Origin of the sequence: Actinokineospora baliensis (assembly GCF_016907695.1) — a bacterium.
Taxonomy (GTDB): Bacteria; Actinomycetota; Actinomycetes; order Mycobacteriales; family Pseudonocardiaceae; genus Actinokineospora; species Actinokineospora baliensis.
On record NZ_JAFBCK010000001.1, the window covers coordinates 3,485,050 to 3,503,732 of the forward strand.

General features: G+C 69.4%; 9 protein-coding genes (1 of these 9 running past the window's edge). 5 read left to right on the forward strand and 4 right to left on the reverse strand.

Going from position 1 to position 18,683, the window contains the following annotated elements; genetic code table 11:
- A protein-coding gene (locus tag JOD54_RS16580; protein WP_204451395.1) for a non-ribosomal peptide synthetase crosses the window boundary here: on the forward strand, window positions 1–11,458 show its 3' portion. The gene continues 2,840 nt to the left of window position 1, outside the view; only the last 11,458 of its 14,298 coding nucleotides appear in the window; its start codon lies beyond the left edge, outside the window; the stop codon is at window positions 11,456–11,458.
- A 125-nt stretch (window positions 11,459–11,583) separates the two neighbouring features.
- Window positions 11,584–12,624: a sporulation protein gene (locus JOD54_RS16585; protein ID WP_204451396.1), complete on the forward strand. Its 1,041-nt coding sequence runs from the start codon at window positions 11,584–11,586 to the stop codon at window positions 12,622–12,624.
- Window positions 12,625–13,057: 433 nt separating this feature from the next.
- On the opposite strand, the gene JOD54_RS16590 is transcribed toward JOD54_RS16585, so the two are convergent.
- The 4 genes from JOD54_RS16590 to JOD54_RS16605 all read right to left on the reverse strand — a co-directional run bounded on the left by JOD54_RS16590 (window position 13,058) and on the right by JOD54_RS16605 (window position 15,924).
- A complete protein-coding gene (locus JOD54_RS16590) occupies window positions 13,058–13,909 on the reverse strand; it encodes an LLM class flavin-dependent oxidoreductase (RefSeq protein WP_204451397.1) in 852 nt (283 codons plus the stop codon).
- Window positions 13,910–13,949: 40 nt separating this feature from the next.
- Entirely contained in the window at window positions 13,950–14,345 is a 396-nt protein-coding gene (locus JOD54_RS16595) for a DUF5313 family protein (RefSeq protein ID WP_204451398.1), read from the reverse strand.
- Window positions 14,342–14,851, reverse strand: coding sequence for a MarR family winged helix-turn-helix transcriptional regulator (locus JOD54_RS16600; RefSeq protein WP_204451399.1), 510 nt, complete (start codon window positions 14,849–14,851; stop codon window positions 14,342–14,344). The genes JOD54_RS16595 and JOD54_RS16600 overlap by 4 nt, the downstream gene beginning before the upstream one ends.
- 110 nt (window positions 14,852–14,961) lie before the next feature.
- Entirely contained in the window at window positions 14,962–15,924 is a 963-nt protein-coding gene (locus JOD54_RS16605) for an ABC transporter substrate-binding protein (RefSeq protein WP_204451400.1), read from the reverse strand.
- Window positions 15,925–16,040: 116 nt separating this feature from the next.
- Between JOD54_RS16605 and JOD54_RS16610 the strand changes: the two genes are divergently transcribed.
- The 3 genes from JOD54_RS16610 to JOD54_RS16620 all read left to right on the forward strand — a co-directional run bounded on the left by JOD54_RS16610 (window position 16,041) and on the right by JOD54_RS16620 (window position 18,619).
- Window positions 16,041–16,844, forward strand: coding sequence for a siderophore-interacting protein (locus tag JOD54_RS16610; protein ID WP_204451401.1), 804 nt, complete (start codon window positions 16,041–16,043; stop codon window positions 16,842–16,844).
- Complete coding sequence (locus JOD54_RS16615; protein ID WP_204451402.1) at window positions 16,841–17,644, forward strand: ABC transporter ATP-binding protein; 804 nt, start codon at window positions 16,841–16,843, stop codon at window positions 17,642–17,644. The genes JOD54_RS16610 and JOD54_RS16615 overlap by 4 nt, the downstream gene beginning before the upstream one ends.
- A 186-nt stretch (window positions 17,645–17,830) precedes the next feature.
- Window positions 17,831–18,619 carry a 2,3-dihydro-2,3-dihydroxybenzoate dehydrogenase gene (locus tag JOD54_RS16620; RefSeq protein WP_204451403.1) on the forward strand — a complete coding sequence of 263 codons (789 nt, stop codon included), beginning with the start codon at window positions 17,831–17,833 and terminating at the stop codon, window positions 18,617–18,619.
- Window positions 18,620–18,683 lie beyond the last annotated feature (64 nt).

The window sequence follows — 18,683 nt, forward strand, 5'->3', positions numbered from 1 at the left end:
CAGCCGCGCCCGCGCCGCCGGCCTCACCCTGTCCCCGCGCGACGTCTTCGAGCAGCGCACCGTCGCCGCGCTCGCCGCCGCCGTGAAGACCGAGCCCGTGGCGGTCGAGGAGGAGGGCGCGGCCGTCGGGCATGTTCCGCTGACCCCGATCATGCACTCCCTGCTGGAGCTCGACGGTCCGATCGGTCGCTTCGCCCAGGTGCAGGTCCTCCGCGCCCCCACTGACATGTCCGCCGCTCGCCTGGTCGCTGCCGTCCAGAAGCTCGTTGACGTCCACGCCATCCTGCGCGCCCGTCTGGTCTCCGATGGCCTCGTGGTCGCCGACTCGCTGGACGCCGTCGATGTCGTCTCCCGGGTTCCCGGCCCCCTCGACGTCGATTCCCTTTTGGACTCTCTCGACCCGGGTTCTGGTCCCTTGATCCGCGTCGCCTGGTTCCCCGACGCTGCGGTTGATCCCGTTCACCCTTCCGGTTCTTCTTCTCCTCCTTCCCCTGACGCGACCTCGGTGTCGAGTTATCCACAACCCCCCGAGTTGTCCACCGACGTCTCGCTGTCACCCGTTCGTGGTGCTGCTACCGATAGACTGGCCCAGGGACGCCCCCCGGGAACGGGTGGGGGCTGGACTCGTGGCGGTCTGGCGGTTGATGAAAATGATCAGTCCGGTGTGGACGGTGGGGGCGCTGGGGCTGGGGTTGTGGTTGTGGCGGTCCATCATTTGGCTGTGGATGGGGTGTCGTGGCGGATTTTGGTGCCGGATTTGGTGGCCGCGTATGGGGGCGCGGAGTTGGAGCCGGTGGGGACGTCGTTCCGGCGGTGGGCTGAGGGGTTGGTGGCGGCCGCGGGGCGGCTGGGTGAGGTTGGGCACTGGGCGGCGACGGTCGCGGGGGATGAGGGGTTGTTGGGGGGGCGGGCGCTCGACGGGGGGGACACGCTCGCTACGGCGCGGACGGCGCGGACTGAGATCGGGGGGTTGCCGAACGAGGTCGCGGGGCGGTTCAGGGCCGAGGTCGATGATGTGTTGCTGGCGGGGTTGGCGGTCGCGGTGGGGCGGTGGCGGGGGCGGACTTCGCTGTTGGTCGACCGGGAGGGGCACGGTCGCGACGAGGATCTTGTGCCTGGGGCCGATCTGCACCGCACGGTCGGCTGGTTCACGAGCCTCTACCCGGTCCGCTTCGACGGGATCGACGCGCGGGACGCCGTGGTCACGCTCAAGCGGGTCAAGGAGGCGCTTCGCGCGACGCCGGGTAGTGGGGTTGGGTTTGGGCTCTTAAGGCACCTCAACGCGGACACTGCGGGCAGGCTTGCCGCTAAGCCGCAGGTGCTCGTCAACTACCTTGGCCGGTTCGAGCCCGCCACAGAGCAAGGCCCCTGGAGTCCTATAGAGGCCGGTATCGCGGGCGGCGCCGATAAGGACATGCGGCTCGAGCACGCACTGCAGATCGACATCGTGGCCATCGGGGCGACTCTTACGGCCGACTGGACTTGGCCAGGTGACATGTTCACCGACGCTGAGATCGAGACGCTCAGCGGCCATTGGCGCGACGCCCTGGCAGAGCTGTCGACCGCGACCGGTGGGCGAACCCCTTCCGATTTCCCCCTGGTCACCCTCGACCAGCCCGAGGTTGACGCCCTCTTGGCCGATGGCGTCACTGACATCTGGCCGTTGTCCCCGCTCCAAGAGGGCTTGCTGTTCCTCTCCGGGCTAGAGGGCGCCGACGTGTACACCGTGCAGACGGTGCTCAACCTCGACGGCCCCGTAGACGCCCAGCGGTTGCGTAGTGCGGCCGATGCGCTCCTAGCGCGGCACGCGAACCTACGGGTGTGTTTCCGCACGCGCCCCAACGGTGAGCTCGTTCAGCTCGTGCGTGACGTCAAGGCGCCGTGGCGTGAGGTCACGGGTGACGAGTCCGTCGTCGCCGAGGACCTCGACACGCCCTTCGACCCCGCCACCGGTCCGCTGATCCGGTTCCTGCTGCTGACCCTGCCCGACGGCGGCAGGCAGCTCGTGATCACCAACCACCACGTCCTGCTCGACGGCTGGTCGACCCCGCTGCTGGGCCAGGAGCTCTTCCAGCTCTACGGCGGCGAGGAGCTCCCGGCCCCGCGCCCGTTCACCGACTACCTCACCTGGCTGTCCGCACAGGACAAGGCGGCGGCCGTCGCGGCCTGGGCCAAGTCGCTCGGCGGCGTCGAGCCGACCCTCATCGCGACCCCGACCGGCACCACGGTTCGCCCGGAACGGGTCGACGTCGGCCTGTCGCGTGCGTTGGGCGCCCGCCTCGCCGACACCGCCCGTTCCCTCGGCATCACCCTCAACACCGCCATCCAGCTCGCCTGGGGCTTGGTCCTCGCCCGCCACCTGGGCCGCGAGGACGTCGTGTTCGGCGCCACCGTGTCCGGGCGTCCCGCGGACCTGCCCGGTGTCGAGTCGATGATCGGCCTGTTCATCAACACCGTCGCGGTTCGCGTCCGGCTCGACCCCCGCGAGTCCGTGGCCGAGGCCGCCCGCCGGGTGCAGGCGGAGCAGTCGGCGCTCATCGAGCACCAGCACCTCGGGCTGGCCGACATCCACCGCGCCACCGGGCTGTCCGAGCTGTTCGACAGCCTCACCGTGTTCGAGAGCTACCCGGTCGACACCGACGCCCTGGGCCGCGCCGAGCAGTCGGCGGGCCTACGCGTGACCGGTGTGTCCGGCACCGATGCCACCGACTACCCGTTGACGCTGACCGCCGAGGTCGGCGACACCGTGGAGCTGTCGCTGGAGTACCGGCCCGACGTCCTCGACCGCGTTGGCGCGACCCGGCTCGCCGACGGCCTAGTGCGCGTCCTGGACACGATCGCCGACAACCCCAAGAGCCCGCTCCACACCATCACCCTGGTCACCGACCACGACTTGGCCGGACAAGCGAGCCTTGGCCCTGAGGTCACCGCCGGGGAGTCGGTGCTGGACGTGTTCGACCGCCAGGTCGCCGCGACCCCGGACGCCACGGCTGTTGTCGACGCCCAGCGTCGCCGGACCTACGCGGAGTTGGACACCCAAGCCCGGGCCGTCGCGGGTCACCTCGTCGACAGGGGTGTTCGCCCCGGTGACGTAGTCGGCCTCTCGATGACAGCCTCCACTGACCTAGTGGCCGCGATTCTCGGCACTTGGCGCGCGGGCGCGGCCTACGTGGTGCTCGACCCGGCCTACCCCGCAGAGCGCCTCTCTTACATGGTCGACGACGCGCAGCCCTCGGTGGTTCTTACGGACGTCAATGCCAAGGGCTCCTTCGACGCCACCCCGCCTCTTAGCGCCGCGTACGTCCTCTACACCTCCGGGTCTACCGGCAAGCCCAAGGGCGTAGTGGTCGAGCACAAGAACCTCGCGAACCTGCTTGCCTCGCACCAAGCGACGGTGATGCCGCAGCAGCGCCAACGCGTCGTCAATGCCGCGTCTTTCGCCTTCGACGCCTCGGTTGACGGGCTCCTCTGGATGCTGGCAGGCCACGAGCTGCACATCGTGAGCCCCGACCCGGCATCCCTCGTGACCTACGTCCGCGAGCACGGCATCAACTACCTCGACGCCGCGCCTGTTCTGCTCGCGCACCTGGTCGACGACGGCCTGTTGGACACCGGCATCTCCTTCATCGGCACCGGCGGTGAGGCGGTCAGCGACGCACTGTGGGCGCGACTCGCGGCCTCTAGCGTGACCGCGTTCAACTTCTACGGACCCACCGAAACGACAGTCGACGCCACCTTCGCGCGCATCGACGGAACCGCACCTGTCATCGGTACCCCTCTTGCGAACACCGAGGCCTACGTACTCAACCGCAGCCTTGGCCGCGTGCCGGTCGGCGTCCCGGGTGAGCTCTACATCGGGGGCGCAGGCGTCACCCGTGGCTACCTCAACCAGCCCGCTCTTACGGCGTCGAGGTTCATCCCCAACTTTGTCTCCGGCCAAGGCCGTCTCTACCGCACTGGTGACCTCGTGCAGTGGACCTCGGAAGGCACGCTGGAGTTCCTCGGCCGGGTCGACGACCAGATCAAGGTCCGCGGGTTCCGCATCGAACCCGGTGAGATCGAAGCCGCGCTGGCCGGCGACGCCACAGTGGCACAGGCGACGGTCATCGCCCGCGACCACCAACTCCTGGCCTACGTCATCGCGGCGGCCGGTAAGACGGCTGATCCGGCAGCACTTCGTAGCCAGCTAGCAGCGACCCTGCCCGAGCACATGGTGCCTGCGGCGGTTGTTGTGCTCGATGCTTTCCCAACCCTGCCCAGCGGCAAGGTCGACCGTAAGGCGCTTCCCGCGCCTGACTACGCCACGAGCTCCGCGCGGCCGCGGACGCCCGCTGAGGAGATCGTCGCCGCCTTGTGCGCCGAGGTGCTTGACCTACCGGTGGTCGGCCCGGACGACGACTTCTTCGCCATTGGCGGCCACTCGCTGCTCGCCACCCGACTCGTCTCACGCTTGCGCGTGGCTCTAGGCGCGGAACTGACCATCCGGGACGTGTTCACCGCGCGTACTGTCGCCGGTATCGCCGCCCTGGTCGGCAACTCGGGTGACACCCGCCCTGCGCTTAGGCCCGTCGAACGGCCGGAACTGCTGCCGTTGTCGTTCGCGCAGCAGCGACTGTGGTTCCTCTTCCGCATGGAAGGGCCTAGCGCCACCAACAACATCCCGTTCGTGGCACGGCTATCGGGTGCGGTCGACCCTGCCGCACTTCAAGCCGCGCTCAACGACCTAGTGGCTCGCCACGAGAGCCTACGCACGGTCTTCCCAGACCAGGACGGCATCGCTTACCAAGAGGTCCTACCTAACGCTGTAGTGCCGTTCGAGGTGGTTGCGGGCGATGGCGTTCAGGAGGCAACGGAGTATGCGTTCGACCTATCGCGCGAGATTCCGATTCGTGCTTGGCTCTTCCAGGATTCGCCTAGCGAGTCGGTGATCGTGCTGCTGGTGCACCACATCGCTGCGGACGAGTGGTCCACCGCGCCGCTCCTAGGCGATCTCGGTGTCGCCTACGCGGCGCGCCGTGCCGGAACGTCCCCCGAGTGGGCCGCGCTGCCCGTCCAGTACGCGGACTACACGCTATGGCAGCACGAGCTGCTCGGCTCCGAAGCTGACCCGGACAGCCTGGTGTCCCGCCAGGTCGCCTACTGGCGTGACACCCTCGCTGGGGCTCCGGAGGAGATCTCGCTGCCGTTGGACCGCCCCAGGCCCGCGGTGGCCTCTTACCGGGGCGACGACGTGCGGTTCGAGCTGGATCCGTCGGTCGCGGTCGCGCTGCGAGATCTCGCCCGCCGCGAGGGCGTCACCACGTTCATGGTCGTGCAGGCCGCCGTCGCCGCTCTGCTGTCGCGACTCGGCGCGGGCAACGACATCCCCCTCGGCACCCCCATCGCGGGCCGCGTCGACGAGGGCTTGGACCGACTGGTCGGGTTCTTCGTCAACACCCTGGTGCTGCGCACGGACGTCTCCGGCGACCCGACCTTCGCCGAGCTCCTGCGCCGCGTCCGCGAGGCCGACCTGGCCGCGTACGCGCACCAGGACGTGCCTTTCGAGCGGCTCGTGGAGTTGCTGAACCCGGCCCGCTCGATGGCCAGGCACCCGCTGTTCCACGTCATGGTCACCCACACCGGGCTCGACACCGACGACCTCGGCTTGCCCGGCACCAGCACCGCCGCGCAGGACGTGGCCACGACCACGGCCAAGTTCGACCTGTCGATCGGCCTCTCCGACACCCCGGACGGCATGGTCGGCGCCATCGAATACGCCACCGACCTGTTCGACGCCGACACCGCCGCGGACATCGCGACCCGCCTCGTCCGGCTGCTCACGGCCATCTCCCGCGACCCCGAGCAGCACGTCCGCACGGTCGACCTGCTGTCGACCGACGAGCGCGAATTGGTGCTGCGCGGGTGGAACGCCACGGCGGAGCCAGAAGTCACGCGCACGCTGCCCGAGCTCCTCAGCGACGCCTTCAACCAGTTCCCCAACGAGATCGCGTTGGTATCCGGGAAGACCCGGTTGTCCTACCGCGACCTGGACGTCCTGGTCGGGCAACTCGCGACCGAGCTGCGCGCCCGGGGCGTGGACTCCGAGCGCGTAGTGGCGATCGGCCTCCCGCGCGGCGCGGAGATGGTCATCGCGCTGCTGGCGATCCTGCGGGCTGGTGGCGCGTTCGTCCCGCTAGACCCGACTTGGCCGGACGCGCGGCGCGAGACAGTGCTGCAGGACTCCCGCGCGGTGCTTACCGTCACCGGGCCAGGTGGGGTTCCCGAGACCGAGCTGACCGTGCCGGTCGACCTGACCAATTGGGCCTATGGCGGCAACCCCGTCGCCACTGCGGCTCACACACACGGCGCGCAGCTCGCCTACGTCATGTTCACCTCTGGCTCCACCGGCACGCCTAAGGGCGCGATGATCCGCCACGAGGCGATCAGCGCCCGCCTGGTGTGGCAGAGCGGCCTACTCGGCTTCGGCCAAGGCGACGCCGCCCTGTTCAAGGCCCCCCTGTCGTTCGACATCTCCGTCAACGAGATCCTGTTGCCATTGGTCACCGGCGGCCGCGTAGTGATCGCCGAGTCTGGCGGTGAACGCGACCCGCGCTACCTGCTGGACCTCATCGACTCCGAAGGCGTCACCTTCGTCTACCTACCGTCGTCCATGCTCGATGCGCTGCTGGAGCTTGCAGCGGGCACCGACTCCCTGCGCGGACTCAAGCACGTCTGGTGCGGTGGCGAGGTTCTTACGCCGGAGCTGTTCGATCGGTTCCGCGCTGCGCTGAACACCACGATGTACCACGGCTATGGCCCGGCAGAGACGACCATTGGCGTTTCGCACGTGGTCTATCGCGAAGGTTCCGACCGCATGGCCACCTCGATCGGCGGCCCCAACCCGAACACGCAGCTCTATGTGTTGGACGACGCTCTTAACCCTGTGCCGCCAGGCATCGCAGGGGAGCTGTACGTCGGTGGCTACCTCCTAGGCCGCGGGTACGTGAGCAAGCCCGACCTCACCGCCTCCAGGTTTGTCGCCAACCCCTTCGGTGCACCGGGCACCCGCCTCTACCGCACTGGCGACCTCGTCCGGTGGGCAGGGGATGGCACCTTGGACTTCGTCGGACGGGTCGACAACCAAGTCAAGATCCGCGGTATGCGGCTAGAGCTCGAAGAGGTCGAAGCCGCGCTTCTCAGCCACCCTGGCGTCCGATCCGCCGTAGTCACCGTTCCCGCTGGTAGTGCCTACCTGGCTGCCTACGTGGTCGCCGACGGCGACGCCGACTTGTCCGACCTGGCGCCCTGGGCTCGCAACACCTTGCCCGACTACATGGTGCCGTCGGCTTTCGTGGAACTGGAAGCCCTGCCGATCACCGCCAACGGCAAGGTGGACCGCAAGGCCCTCCCGGAGCCCGTAGTGGACATGGGGGAGCGCCGCGCCGCGCGCTCACCGCGTGAGGAGTTGGTGGCGGGGATCTTCGCGGACCTGCTCGGGGTGGACAGCGTCGGCACTGACGACAACTTCTTCACCCTCGGTGGGCACTCGCTGCTCGCCACCAAGCTCGTCAGCCGCGTCCGATCCGTGCTGGGCGTTGAGCCGACCATCCGCGACGTTTTCGAGGCGCCCACCGTTGCCGGGCTCGTGTCACGCCTGCCCGCGTCCGGCGCCGCTCGTCCGGCTCTGGCCCGGCTGCCGCGCCCGGAGCGGTTGGCGCTGTCGTTCGCGCAGCAGCGGCTGTGGTTCCTGTTCCGCATGGAGGGGCCCAGTTCTACCTACAACATCCCGCTGATCGCCCGCCTCACCGGCGATGTCGACCCTGCCGCGCTACAAGCCGCGCTCAACGACGTAGTGGCTCGGCACGAGAGCTTGCGCACGGTCTTCCCTGACCACGACGGTGTGCCGTACCAGCACGTGCTGTCGGACGCCGTAGTGCCGTTCGAGGTTGTCTATGGCGATGGCGTTCAAGAGGCGGCGGAGTACGCCTTTGACCTGTCGCGCGAGATCCCGGTTCGTGCCTGGCTCTTCCAGGAGTCGCCTGGCGAGTCGGTGATTGTGCTGCTGGTGCACCACATCGCTGCGGACGAGTGGTCCACTGCGCCGCTTCTAGGCGATCTCGGCTCTGCCTACGCGGCTCGCCGTGTCGGGGCAGCTCCGGAGTGGACAGCACTCCCGGTCCAGTACGCTGACTACACGCAGTGGCAGCGAGAACTGCTGGGCTCTGAGGACGATCCCGACAGCGTTGTCTCGCGCCAGGTCGCCTACTGGCAGTCGACCCTCGACGGCATGCCCGAAGAGTTGACTCTCCCGACGGACAGGCCAAGGCCCGCCATCGCTTCATACCGAGGCGGCGAGGTCCGGTTCGACCTGAGCGGAGACGCGCTAAGAGGCCTCCGAACCGCGGCCCGTGCCAATGGGGCAACCCTCTTCATGGCCACCCAAGCAGCCGTGGCCGCCCTCTTGTCGCGCCTGGGTGCGGGGGCTGACATCCCCCTCGGCTCGCCTATCGCGGGCCGCACCGATGAAGCACTCGACGACCTCGTCGGGTTCTTCCTCAACACACTTGTGCTGCGCACAGACGTCTCCGGCGACCCAACCTTCGCCGAGCTCCTTCGCAGGGTCCGAGAGACCGACCTGGCGGCCTACGCGCACCAGGACGTGCCTTTCGAGCGCCTGGTGGAGATCCTCAACCCCACCCGGTCGATGGGACGGCACCCGCTGTTCCAGACCATGGTCGTCTTCCACGACGCTGACGAGCGCGACCTCGGCCTGCCCGGGGTGGCCACCGCGGAGCAGGACACGGAGGTCACGACCGCCCGGTTCGACCTGACCTTCACCTTCACCGAGCTTTCCGACGGCATCACCGGCACCGTCGAATACGCCGACGACCTGTTCGACCGCGCCAGCGCCGCCCAGCTCGCCGAACGCCTAGTGCGTCTCGTCGAAGCCGCTGTCGCGACACCGGCGGTACCGATCGGTTCGGTAGACCTGCTGACCGCTGAAGAGCGGCTTGCACTCCTGGACTTCCCTATAGAGCCACCGGTCACCGACACCATCCCGGCCCGCTTCGCTGCTCAGGCAGCCCGCACACCGGATGTCACCGCAGTGGAAGCTGCCGACGGCAGCATCACCTATAGGGAGCTACAGCAGCGCGTTGAGTCGTTGGCTGGCGAGCTGACCCGGCGCGGAGCGGGACCCGAGCGAATCGTCGCGTTGGCCCTACCGCGCTCGGTGGACATGGTCGTCGCGATGCTCGCGGTCCTCCGGTCCGGTGCCGCCTACCTGCCGCTCGACCCGGAGTACCCGGCAGACCGGCTCGAGTACATGGTCACCGACGCCGAGCCCGCGCTCCTGGTCACCACCGAGGCACTGCGCGACGTGCTCCCCGCAGTGGCGCAAACCATCACCTTCGCCGACGACTGGCACGGTGCCGCGCCCGCAGCGCTGCCCGATGTGGACAGTCCTGCCTACGTCATCTACACCTCCGGGTCCACGGGTCGGCCTAAGGGCGTCGTCGTTCCCCACGGCGCGGTCGCGAACTTCGCCGAAGCCATGGCCGGGCTGGTCGGATTCGGTGTTGGCGAACGGTTGTTGGCGGTCACGACCCTGTCGTTCGACATCGCCGTGCTGGAGTTGCTCGTGCCGTTGACGCGCGGGGTGACCGTCCGGGTCGCCTCCCGTGAAGAGGTGCTCGACCCGCCGCTGCTGGCCGGGCTCGTCACCGACTACGTCCAGGCCACGCCGTCGTTGTGGCAGGCGATCGTCGACACCGGTGCGGCGCTGGGCTCCACGACCGCCCTGGTTGGCGGCGAAGCCCTGCCGCCGTCCTTGGCGGGCGCGCTCGCCGCACGAGCTCGCCGCGTCGTCAACCTCTACGGCCCCACGGAGACCACCGTGTGGTCCACCTCCGCCGAGGTCGTCGACGAGCGGGTGGTCATCGGCCACCCCATCCGCGCCACCCAGACCTATGTCCTCGACTCCCGGCTCGGCTTGGTCCCCGATGGCGTGGTGGGCGAGTTGTATCTCGCGGGCGACGGTGTCGTCCGCGGCTACCACCGCCGACCCGACCTCACCGCGACCCGGTTCGTCGCCAACCCGCATGGCCCCGGTCGCCTCTACCGCACCGGCGACCTCGTCCGCCGCACCCCAGCGGGCCTCGAATACCTAGGCCGGGTCGACGACCAGGTCAAGGTCCGCGGCTTCCGCATCGAGCTCGGTGAAATCGAATCGGTGCTCACCGCGACGCCCGGGGTCACCCGAGCTGTCGTTGTCGCGCGCGAGTCCCGGCTGGTCGCCTATGTAACCCCCGAGACCATCGACCCGGCTGCGGTCCGCTCCCGCGCTGCGGCACACCTACCCGACTACATGGTTCCCTCTGCCGTAGTGCCGCTCGACGCGTTCCCGCTCACGGCTAACGGCAAGCTCAACCGCCGCGCGTTGCCCTCGCCCGACTTCACGGCGCTCTCCACCAGCCGCGCACCTGCCACGCCTCGCGAGTACCTCTTGTGCGAGTTGTTCAGCGAAGTCCTAGGCATCGATTCTGTCGGCGCGGATGACGACTTCTTCGTCCTAGGCGGCCATTCGCTGCTGTTGGTCCGCCTGAGCTCCGCAATAGAGGCCCGTACTGGCGTTCGTCTGCCGATCACCGCGCTGTTCACGTCGCCTACCCCTGCCGCTTTGGCAGCGCGGTTGGACGGGGGAGTGGTGACCGGAGCGTTGGATCCCGTGCTGGAGCTGCGATCCGGAACCGGTACCCCCGTGTTCTTCCTGCATCCCGCCAGCGGCCTGGCTTGGCAATTCGCGCCCCTTAAGGCGTGGCTGCCAGTGCCGATGTACGGGTTGCAGTCACCGCTGCTCACCGATCCCGACACCTCTTACGCGAACCTGGCCGACCTGGCCGAGCGCTACGTCTCGGAGATCCTCCGGATCCAGCCAGACGGGCCATACCGGCTGGTCGGCTGGTCCTTCGGCGGGAACGTGGCCTACCTGGTCGCGTGCGCGCTGCGGGCCAGGGGAGTGGAGGTGTCGTTGTTGGCGCTACTGGATTCGCGGCACTTCGACCCCGCGCTCGACGTCGTGCCCGCGGACCGGGAAGCGGCGCTGGTCGGCCTGCTGTCCGACCTGGATTACGAGGTGCCATCCGAGGTCACGCTGGAGTCCGCTGTCGAGGCGATCCGGGCACGTGGGGACGTGATGTCGCAGTTCTCCACCGACGAGGTCGGTGCGGTCGTCGAGAGCTACCTGACCAGCCAACGGCTCCTCTCGGAAGCGCACTACCCGGCCTACGACGGTCGTGTCGTGCTCGTGGACGCCTTGGTGCCGGAGGCCGGGTTCGAGGCGGTGCACTACTCGGCGGCCGACGACTGGCGCGAAGCCGCGCGGCGGCTGGAGGTCGTCGAGTTCGACTGCCGCCACGCCGAGGTCGTGTCCCCCGGGATGCTGCCGGAACTGGGGGAGCTCCTCCGACGCCTGCTGTAGCCGCTCTTGTGGTCTCCCAACGGGTCGCGGTGGCTGTTCACGGGCCGGAAGCGGGCCGACACGGTGTGCTAGTGTCGGATTTGCACCTTTCCCGCTCAAAGCTACCTGAATCCAGGAGTCGCGTGATGTTCAAGCGGATGCTGTCGGCGTTCGGCGTTGGAGGGCCCTCGGTGGACACCGTGCTGGACTCCCCGCACGTGGGCCCCGGGCAGACCATCGGCGGCCGGGTGCGGATCAAGGGTGGCAGCGCCGACGTGGAGATCGGCCAGGTCGTGCTCGCCCTGCAGTCGCGCGTCGAGGTCGAGCACCACGGCGGCGAGGCCGTCGGCACCGGCGAGCTGGTGCGCGTCGTGGTCGCCGAGCGGGTCCGGGTGTCGGCCAACCAGGACCTCGACGTGCCGTTCCGGCTCGCGGTGCCGTGGGAGGCGCCGATCACCGCGGTCGGCGGCAGCCCGCTGCCGGGGATGAACCTGGGCGTGCGCACCGACCTGGTCATCGCGGGCGCCCCGGACAAGGGCGACCTCGACCCGGTCGTCGTGCACCCGCTGCCCTCACAGGACCGGGTGCTCGACGCGTTCGGCGCGCTGGGCTTCCGCTTCGCCAAGGCCGATGTCGAGGTGGGCAGGCTGCACGGGGTGCCGCAGCAGCTGCCGGTGTACCAGGAGATCGAGTTCTACGCGCCGCCGCAGTTCTCCGGCCGGATCAACCAGGTCGAGCTGACCTTCGTCGCGACACCGCACGAGCTGCACATCGTCCTCGAGGCCGACCGCCGCGGCGGGGTGTTCGGCGGTGGCGGCGACGCCTTCGGCCGGTTCTCCCTGACCCACCAGGAAGCCGAGGCCACCGACTGGGCCCCGCTCATCGGCCAGTGGCTCGAGCAGGTCTCCCAGCGCTCCACCCCCAACCCCGCCTTCGGCGGCGGCTACCCCCAGCAGCCCTACGGCCAGCAGCCTTACGGCCAGCCCGGCTACGGTCAGCAGCCCTACGGCCACCAGGGCCACCAGGGCCACTACGGACACGACCAGCACCACCGCCGCGGCCCCGGCATGGGCGCCGTGGTCGGCGGCGCCGCGGCGGGCATCGTCGGCGGCATGATCCTCGGCGACATGCTCGACGGCGGCCTCATCGACGGCGACGGCGGCGAAGACTTCGCAGGCGAGGAATAGTCCCTACCGGCCCGCCGGTCACCCCCGGCGGGCCGCTCGACGCCCGGCAAGCGCAGTGACGGGGGAGAAGCTCCAGCGGCCCGCTAGCCATAGCGCTGGTGGGCCGCTCTGCGCCCACAGCCAGCAGGTGCTCCACACGGTCGGATCATGCCCGGCTGCAATGCCCGGCTGCAATGCCCGGCTGTCGTGCGCGGCTTCGCCGCACCGTGCGCCTAGTGGCCCGCTGGTGGGCCACTAGGCATCCCGAGCGGCGGCTGCTTCGGTGGTTGGGGATTAGTTCGCTGTGCGTTGTCCTGCCACGTTGCTCAGATCTCGGTGCCGCGGCTTCACCGGCTCATTGCGCCTGCCAGCCGCTCCGTGGCGCGGCACAGGATTGGCTCCAGCCGGTCGAGGTCAGGTTGGCCCGCGTGGTGGTGGCAAGGAACCGCCTCGGTCACAGCTCCGGCGGGCCGCTCTCCACCCGACGCAGGACCGGTTCTAGCCGGTCGAGGTCTGGGCTTGTTTGCAGGGTTCGTTCGTCCCACCAGGTGGCTCCGAGGTCGGCTAGGGGACCGATCACGTCCGCTGCTGTGTGGGGGTCTGTGGCGCCGCCGAGCACGATCTCCATAGGGGTTGGGCGGAGGTCGCGTACATATGTGATCAGCTCGCGCGCCAACGGAATCGGTGGCACCACGCCGTGGCGTGCCTGGTCGAACAAGGGCACTACGCCGTCCCACCGCACTGCGCGGCGGATCGGGCGGCGGTGGGGCCAGAAGCCGCCTACCCACACCGGGGGCCTGGGGCGCTGAACGGTGGCGGGCAGCAGCGTCACGTCCCGCACCGTGTAGTGCTCGCCGTCGTGGTTGACGGGTTCGCCGGACCAGTAGCGGTTGAGCAGTTCCAGGCCCTCGTCGAGTTGTGCGGCTAGGACGCGGGGGTCGGTTTGCCCGCCGAAGCTGCCGTACTCGTCGGCGACGGGGCCACCCAAGCCGGTGCCGAACACGACCCGGCCGCCGCTGAGCGCGTCCAGGGTCGCGACCTGCCGCGCCAGCTGCTCCGGTCGCCGCCTGGCCACCGGGGTGACCAGGGTGCCCAGCTTGATCCGCGAGGTCGCCAGCGCCGCCGCCGTCAGCGCCATCCACGGGTCGCTGAACGGGACACCTCCGCTCGCGGCCTTGTCGTGCACGACGTGGTCCCAGATGAACAGGCCGTCCCAGCCCGCTTCCTCAGCCGCCGCGGCCACCCGCGCCACCGCCCGGACATCCGCGAAGTCCCCGAAGTTCGGGATGTTGATCGAAAAGCGCATCCAGCCATGCTGCGCCGCCCACCCCGACCCGGCAACCTGATTACTGGCGCCAAGCCGCCGCGTAACGCTCTTCCCGCAAGCGATCCCGCTCCGCTGTACGCGCCCGCCGCGCCTGCTGCGCCGATCCGTGCGGGTGGCCATAGCGGGTCATCCGGTACTCGGTGCTCTCGATGGCGTAGGACAGCATGAAGTACACGCCGACCACCAACCCCAGTGCGCCGCACGCCAGCGCTAGGCCAACCGGCGCGTCCAGGCCGAGCAGCAGCCCCAGCGTGATCACCGCGGTGAGCGGGACCATCCGCAGCAGCGTGCGCAGCGCGAACCACGCCAGCCAGGACGGGCGGGCCGCGTCGGTCAGGACCCACTCGCGGTAGTGGTCGGGGACACGGCCGCCCAGTAGGTACCAGGCGCGCAGCAGGGGGCCGGGGGTGTTCATGGTTGTCCCTTCTCGCCCGCCGCTGTGGTGTCCCGCTCGCCTGCGGCTGTGATGTCCCGCTCGCCTGCGGCAGCGATCACGCGGGTGAGCGAAGCGTGCAGCAACTGCAAGTCCTCGATCCGCATCCCCAGCTTCTCGATCACCGCGGCCGGGATCGCCAGCGCCCGCTCGCGCAAGTCCGCACCGGTCGGGGTCAGCGTGACGGCCAGTTGCCGCTCGTCGGTGACCGCTCGGTCGCGCCGGATGTAGCCCATCGCCTCCAGGCGCTTGAGCAGCGGCGACAGCGTGCCGGGGTCGAGCGCCAGCAGGCCGCTGAGCTCCTTGACCGACAGCGGGGTGCGTCCCCACAGGGCGAGCATCACCAGGTACTGCGGGTGCGTCAGGCCCATGGGCTCCAGCAGCGGCCGGTACAGGCCGATGACACTGCGGGAGGCGATGGCCAACGCGAAGCAGACCTGCCGCTCCAGCGCCAGGGGGTCCTCGTGGTTGCTTGGTGTGCTAATCATTAGGGCACCATGTTATGTCACGCGCGCCTGCCGCGACAGTGCGAGCCGCGACACAGACGACAAGGCGGGGCCAGTCCACAGTGGACTGACCCCGCCTGGTGCGAGTGGGCTCAGAGCTTGCCGAGCACCGCGTCGACCTGGTCGAGCACGCGCTGCGCGTCGCCGTAGTCGATGATGTTGTACTCGCCGTCGAACACCTTGCCCGCCTTGACCGCGGCGATCGAGGTGAACAGCGGGTCGGCCTTGAGCTTGGCGCCCGCGCCCGGCGCGGTCACCGGCGGGCCGAGGTCGTCGAACAGCAGCACGGTGGCGCTGTTGAGCTGGTTGAGCTGCTCGATGGAGTACTGCGACAGGTTGGCGTCGGCCACCTTCGTGGTCGCCTCGTCGAACTGGATGCCCAGGTCGGCCAGTGCGGTGGACGGGCCGCCGACCTTGTCGTAGAGGTACCAGCCGGACCCGTCGTAGGTGCCCAGCGTCGCCCACTTGCCCGCGGCGATCTTGTCCTTGTGCTTGTCCTTGATCTCGGTCACCCGAGCCTGGTACTTCTTCTCCAGCTCGTCGACCTCGCCGCCCTTGCCGATCGCCTCCGCGACCGCCTTGACCTGCGGCTTCCAGCCGGGCTGGTCGCCAGCGGCCGGGATCAGCACCGTCGGGTAGCGGTCCTTGAGCTTCTCGTACTCCGGCTCCTGGTAGTCACCGGCGAGGATCAGGTCCGGGTCGAGCTCGGCGATCTTGTCGTAGTTCAGCTCGCCCGCGTCGGTGCCGATGATCGTCAGCTGCTTGAACGGCTCGCCGTCCTTGGCCGCGGTCAGGTCGATCGCGCCAGCCAGGTTCGCCTTGAGGTCGAGCAGGATGTAGGGGATCTGGAAGTCGATCGCGACGATCTTCTTCGGGTCGCCCGGCACCTCGACAGGGCCCTTGGGGGTCTGCACCGTGCGCTTGGCCGGGGCGGCCGCCGCGGCGCTGGACTGCCCGCCCGCGCCGGGGGTGGGTTCCGTCGAACCGCAGGCGCCGACCGCCAGCAGGACGGCTGTGCCCAGTGCGATCAGGCGCGAATGGGCTGTCGCTCTCATGTGGCTACTCCAAGTGACTTCACGCATCGCCCGAATGGGCGGCGATGACGCGGAGATTAGGTGAGGCTATCCTATGTTGACAACGCGTCCGCTGTCACAGGAAGGGCTCGGGCACCATGACCGCATATCGCGCGACAGTCGTGCGGACTGCCGCGATCACCCCGCTGATGCGGCGGGTGACCCTCGGCGGTGACGCGCTGCGCGACTACCAGGGCAGTGGACTGCCCGACGAGTCCTGCCGGATCGCCTTCGGTGCCAACCTCACCCGAAACTACACGATCCGCCGTCGAGATCCACTCGCCCAAGAGATCGACATCGACTTCGTGCTGCACGAAGGCGGCGTCGCGGCGACGTGGGCGCGCACCGTCCACCCGGGTGCGCAGATCACCATCAGCGGTGCGCCCGCTGGCAAGTACGCGCCGGACCCCGCTGTCGCATGGCGACTGCTCGTCGGCGACGCGACCGCGCTGCCCGCCATCGGCCGTGCCGTGGAAGAACTCCCCGCCGGTGCGCGGGCGTCCGTCGTCGCCATCGTCGACAACGCGGACGAGCGGCAGACCTTCGACACCAACGGTGACGTCGGCATCGAATGGGTGTACGCCCACTCGGGCGAAGCGGGGAATGCCTTGCGCCGCGCGGTCATCGACCGCGCGTTGCCCGACGGTGACGGCTACCTCTGGGTCGCGGGCGAGGCCGCCGCGACCCGCGACATCCGTCGCCACCTGCGCCACACCCTGGGCCTCGACGCCGACCGCTACGACACCATCGGCTACTGGCGCCTCGACGCCGAGCGGTGGGAGCGGCGCTACCAGCAGGTGGCCGCCGAGATCGACCCCCGGCTGGCCGCGGCCGACGCGATCACCGACGACGAGCAGTACTTCGACGCCGTGGACGACATCTACGCGGAGGTTGGCCTGTGACCCGGTTGCGCGCAGACGGTGTGACGCTCGCTTACGACAACCGCGTGGTGGCGAGCGAATTGGACGTCACCATCCCGGACGACTCGTTCACCGCCATCGTCGGTCCCAACGCGTGTGGCAAGTCGACGCTGCTGAAAGCGTTCGCGCGCGTGCTCAAACCCGCCAAGGGCGCGGTCTACCTCGACGGTGAAGTCATCGCCTCCTATAGGTCCAAGGAGGTCGCCCGCAGGCTGGGACTGCTGCCGCAGTCGTCCATCGCGCCGAGCGGGATCACCGTCGGCGACCTCGTCGCCCGCGGCCGGTACCCGCACCAGGGCCTGCTGCGCCAGTGGTCGACCGACGACGAGGCGGTGGTCACCGAGGTCATGGCCCGCACCGGCGTCACCGAACTCGCGGGCAGGCTGGTCGACGAGCTCTCCGGCGGCCAGCGGCAGCGGGTGTGGCTGGCCATGGTGCTCGCGCAGCGCACCTCGATGCTGCTGCTGGACGAGCCGACGACCTTCCTCGACATCGCCCACCAGGTCGAGGTGCTCGACCTGTGCGCGGAGTTGCACGAGCAGGACGGGTTCACCCTGGTCGCCGTGCTGCACGACCTCAACCAGGCCTGCCGCTACGCCACCCACATGATCGCGCTGAGCCCCGGCGGGATCGTCGCCGCGCAGGGCCACCCGACCGAGATCGTCACCGCCGAGCTGATCGGCGACGTCTTCGGCTTGCGCTGCCGGGTGGTCGAGGACCCCGAAACCGGGACGCCCATGGTGGTCCCGCTCGCCCGAGTGGCGCAACGGGTGTCCACGTAGGACCTCCGGGGACCGCGACGATGGCCACACCGGCTTGACCGGGGACTGCCGGAAAAAGGTAAGTTAGGCTAACCTAAATGACGCGGTGATCACCTCATCCGGTGATCACCGGCGTCGCCGCCGCCACAAGGGGTCAGCCATGGCACACCGAGCCGCCGCCGTCCCGTTATCCCCGGGAGCCCACTGATGTCCGGTCACCCAGCCCGCTTCGGTGACCGGGTCGCCGTGGTCACCGGCGCGGGCCAGGGCATCGGCGCCGCCGTGGTCGCCGCGCTGGCCGCCGAGGGCGCCACCGTCGCCGCGGTCGACCTCGACCAGGTCCGGGTCGCCGCCGTCGCCGCCGAGCACCAGGCGCAGGGCCGCCGGGTCCGGCCCTACCCCGCCGACGTCTCGCACGCCGACGCCGTCGAGCGGGTCGTCACCCAGGTCGAGGACGTCCTGGGTCCGATCGACGTGCTGGTCAACGTGGCCGGTGTGCTGCGGCCCGGCCCGGTGGTCAAGTCCACCGACGAGGACTGGCTGAGCACCTTCGCGGTCAACTCCGACGGTGTCTTCTTCTTCTCCCGCGCGGTCGCCCGCCGGATGGTCCCCCGCGCCGCGGGCGTGATCGTCACCGTCGGCTCCAACGCGGTCGGCGTGCCCAGGATGGACATGGCCGCCTACGCCGCGTCCAAGGCCGCCGCCACCATGTTCACCCGGTGCCTGGGCCTGGAACTGGCCCAGCACGGCATCCGGTGCAACGTCGTGTCCCCCGGCTCCACCGACACCGCCATGCAGCGGTCGTTGTGGACCGGCGACGGCGCGCGGCGGGTGATCGAGGGTTCCCCGGAGAGCTTCCGGGTGGGCATCCCGCTGGGGCGCATCGCCGACTCGGCCGACATAGCCGACGCGGTGCTGTTCCTGGCCTCGGAGCAGGCGCGGCACATCACCATGCAGAACCTCTACGTCGACGGCGGCGCGACCCTGGTCGGCTGACCCTCCATTGTGGATAGAGATCCAGTGGACACCTGATCACACAAGAGTGGACACCCGATCAGAA

Bases quoted from the DNA above. Each gene is read 5' to 3' on its own strand.
- JOD54_RS16585 (WP_204451396.1), top strand. From the start codon at position 11,584: ATGTTCAAGCGGATGCTGTCGGCGTTCGGCGTTGGAGGGCCCTCGGTG.
- JOD54_RS16590 (WP_204451397.1), bottom strand. From the start codon at position 13,909: ATGCGCTTTTCGATCAACATCCCGAACTTCGGGGACTTCGCGGATGTC.
- JOD54_RS16595 (WP_204451398.1), bottom strand. From the start codon at position 14,345: ATGAACACCCCCGGCCCCCTGCTGCGCGCCTGGTACCTACTGGGCGGC.
- JOD54_RS16600 (WP_204451399.1), bottom strand. From the start codon at position 14,851: ATGATTAGCACACCAAGCAACCACGAGGACCCCCTGGCGCTGGAGCGG.
- JOD54_RS16605 (WP_204451400.1), bottom strand. From the start codon at position 15,924: ATGAGAGCGACAGCCCATTCGCGCCTGATCGCACTGGGCACAGCCGTC.
- JOD54_RS16610 (WP_204451401.1), top strand. From the start codon at position 16,041: ATGACCGCATATCGCGCGACAGTCGTGCGGACTGCCGCGATCACCCCG.
- JOD54_RS16620 (WP_204451403.1), top strand. From the start codon at position 17,831: ATGTCCGGTCACCCAGCCCGCTTCGGTGACCGGGTCGCCGTGGTCACC.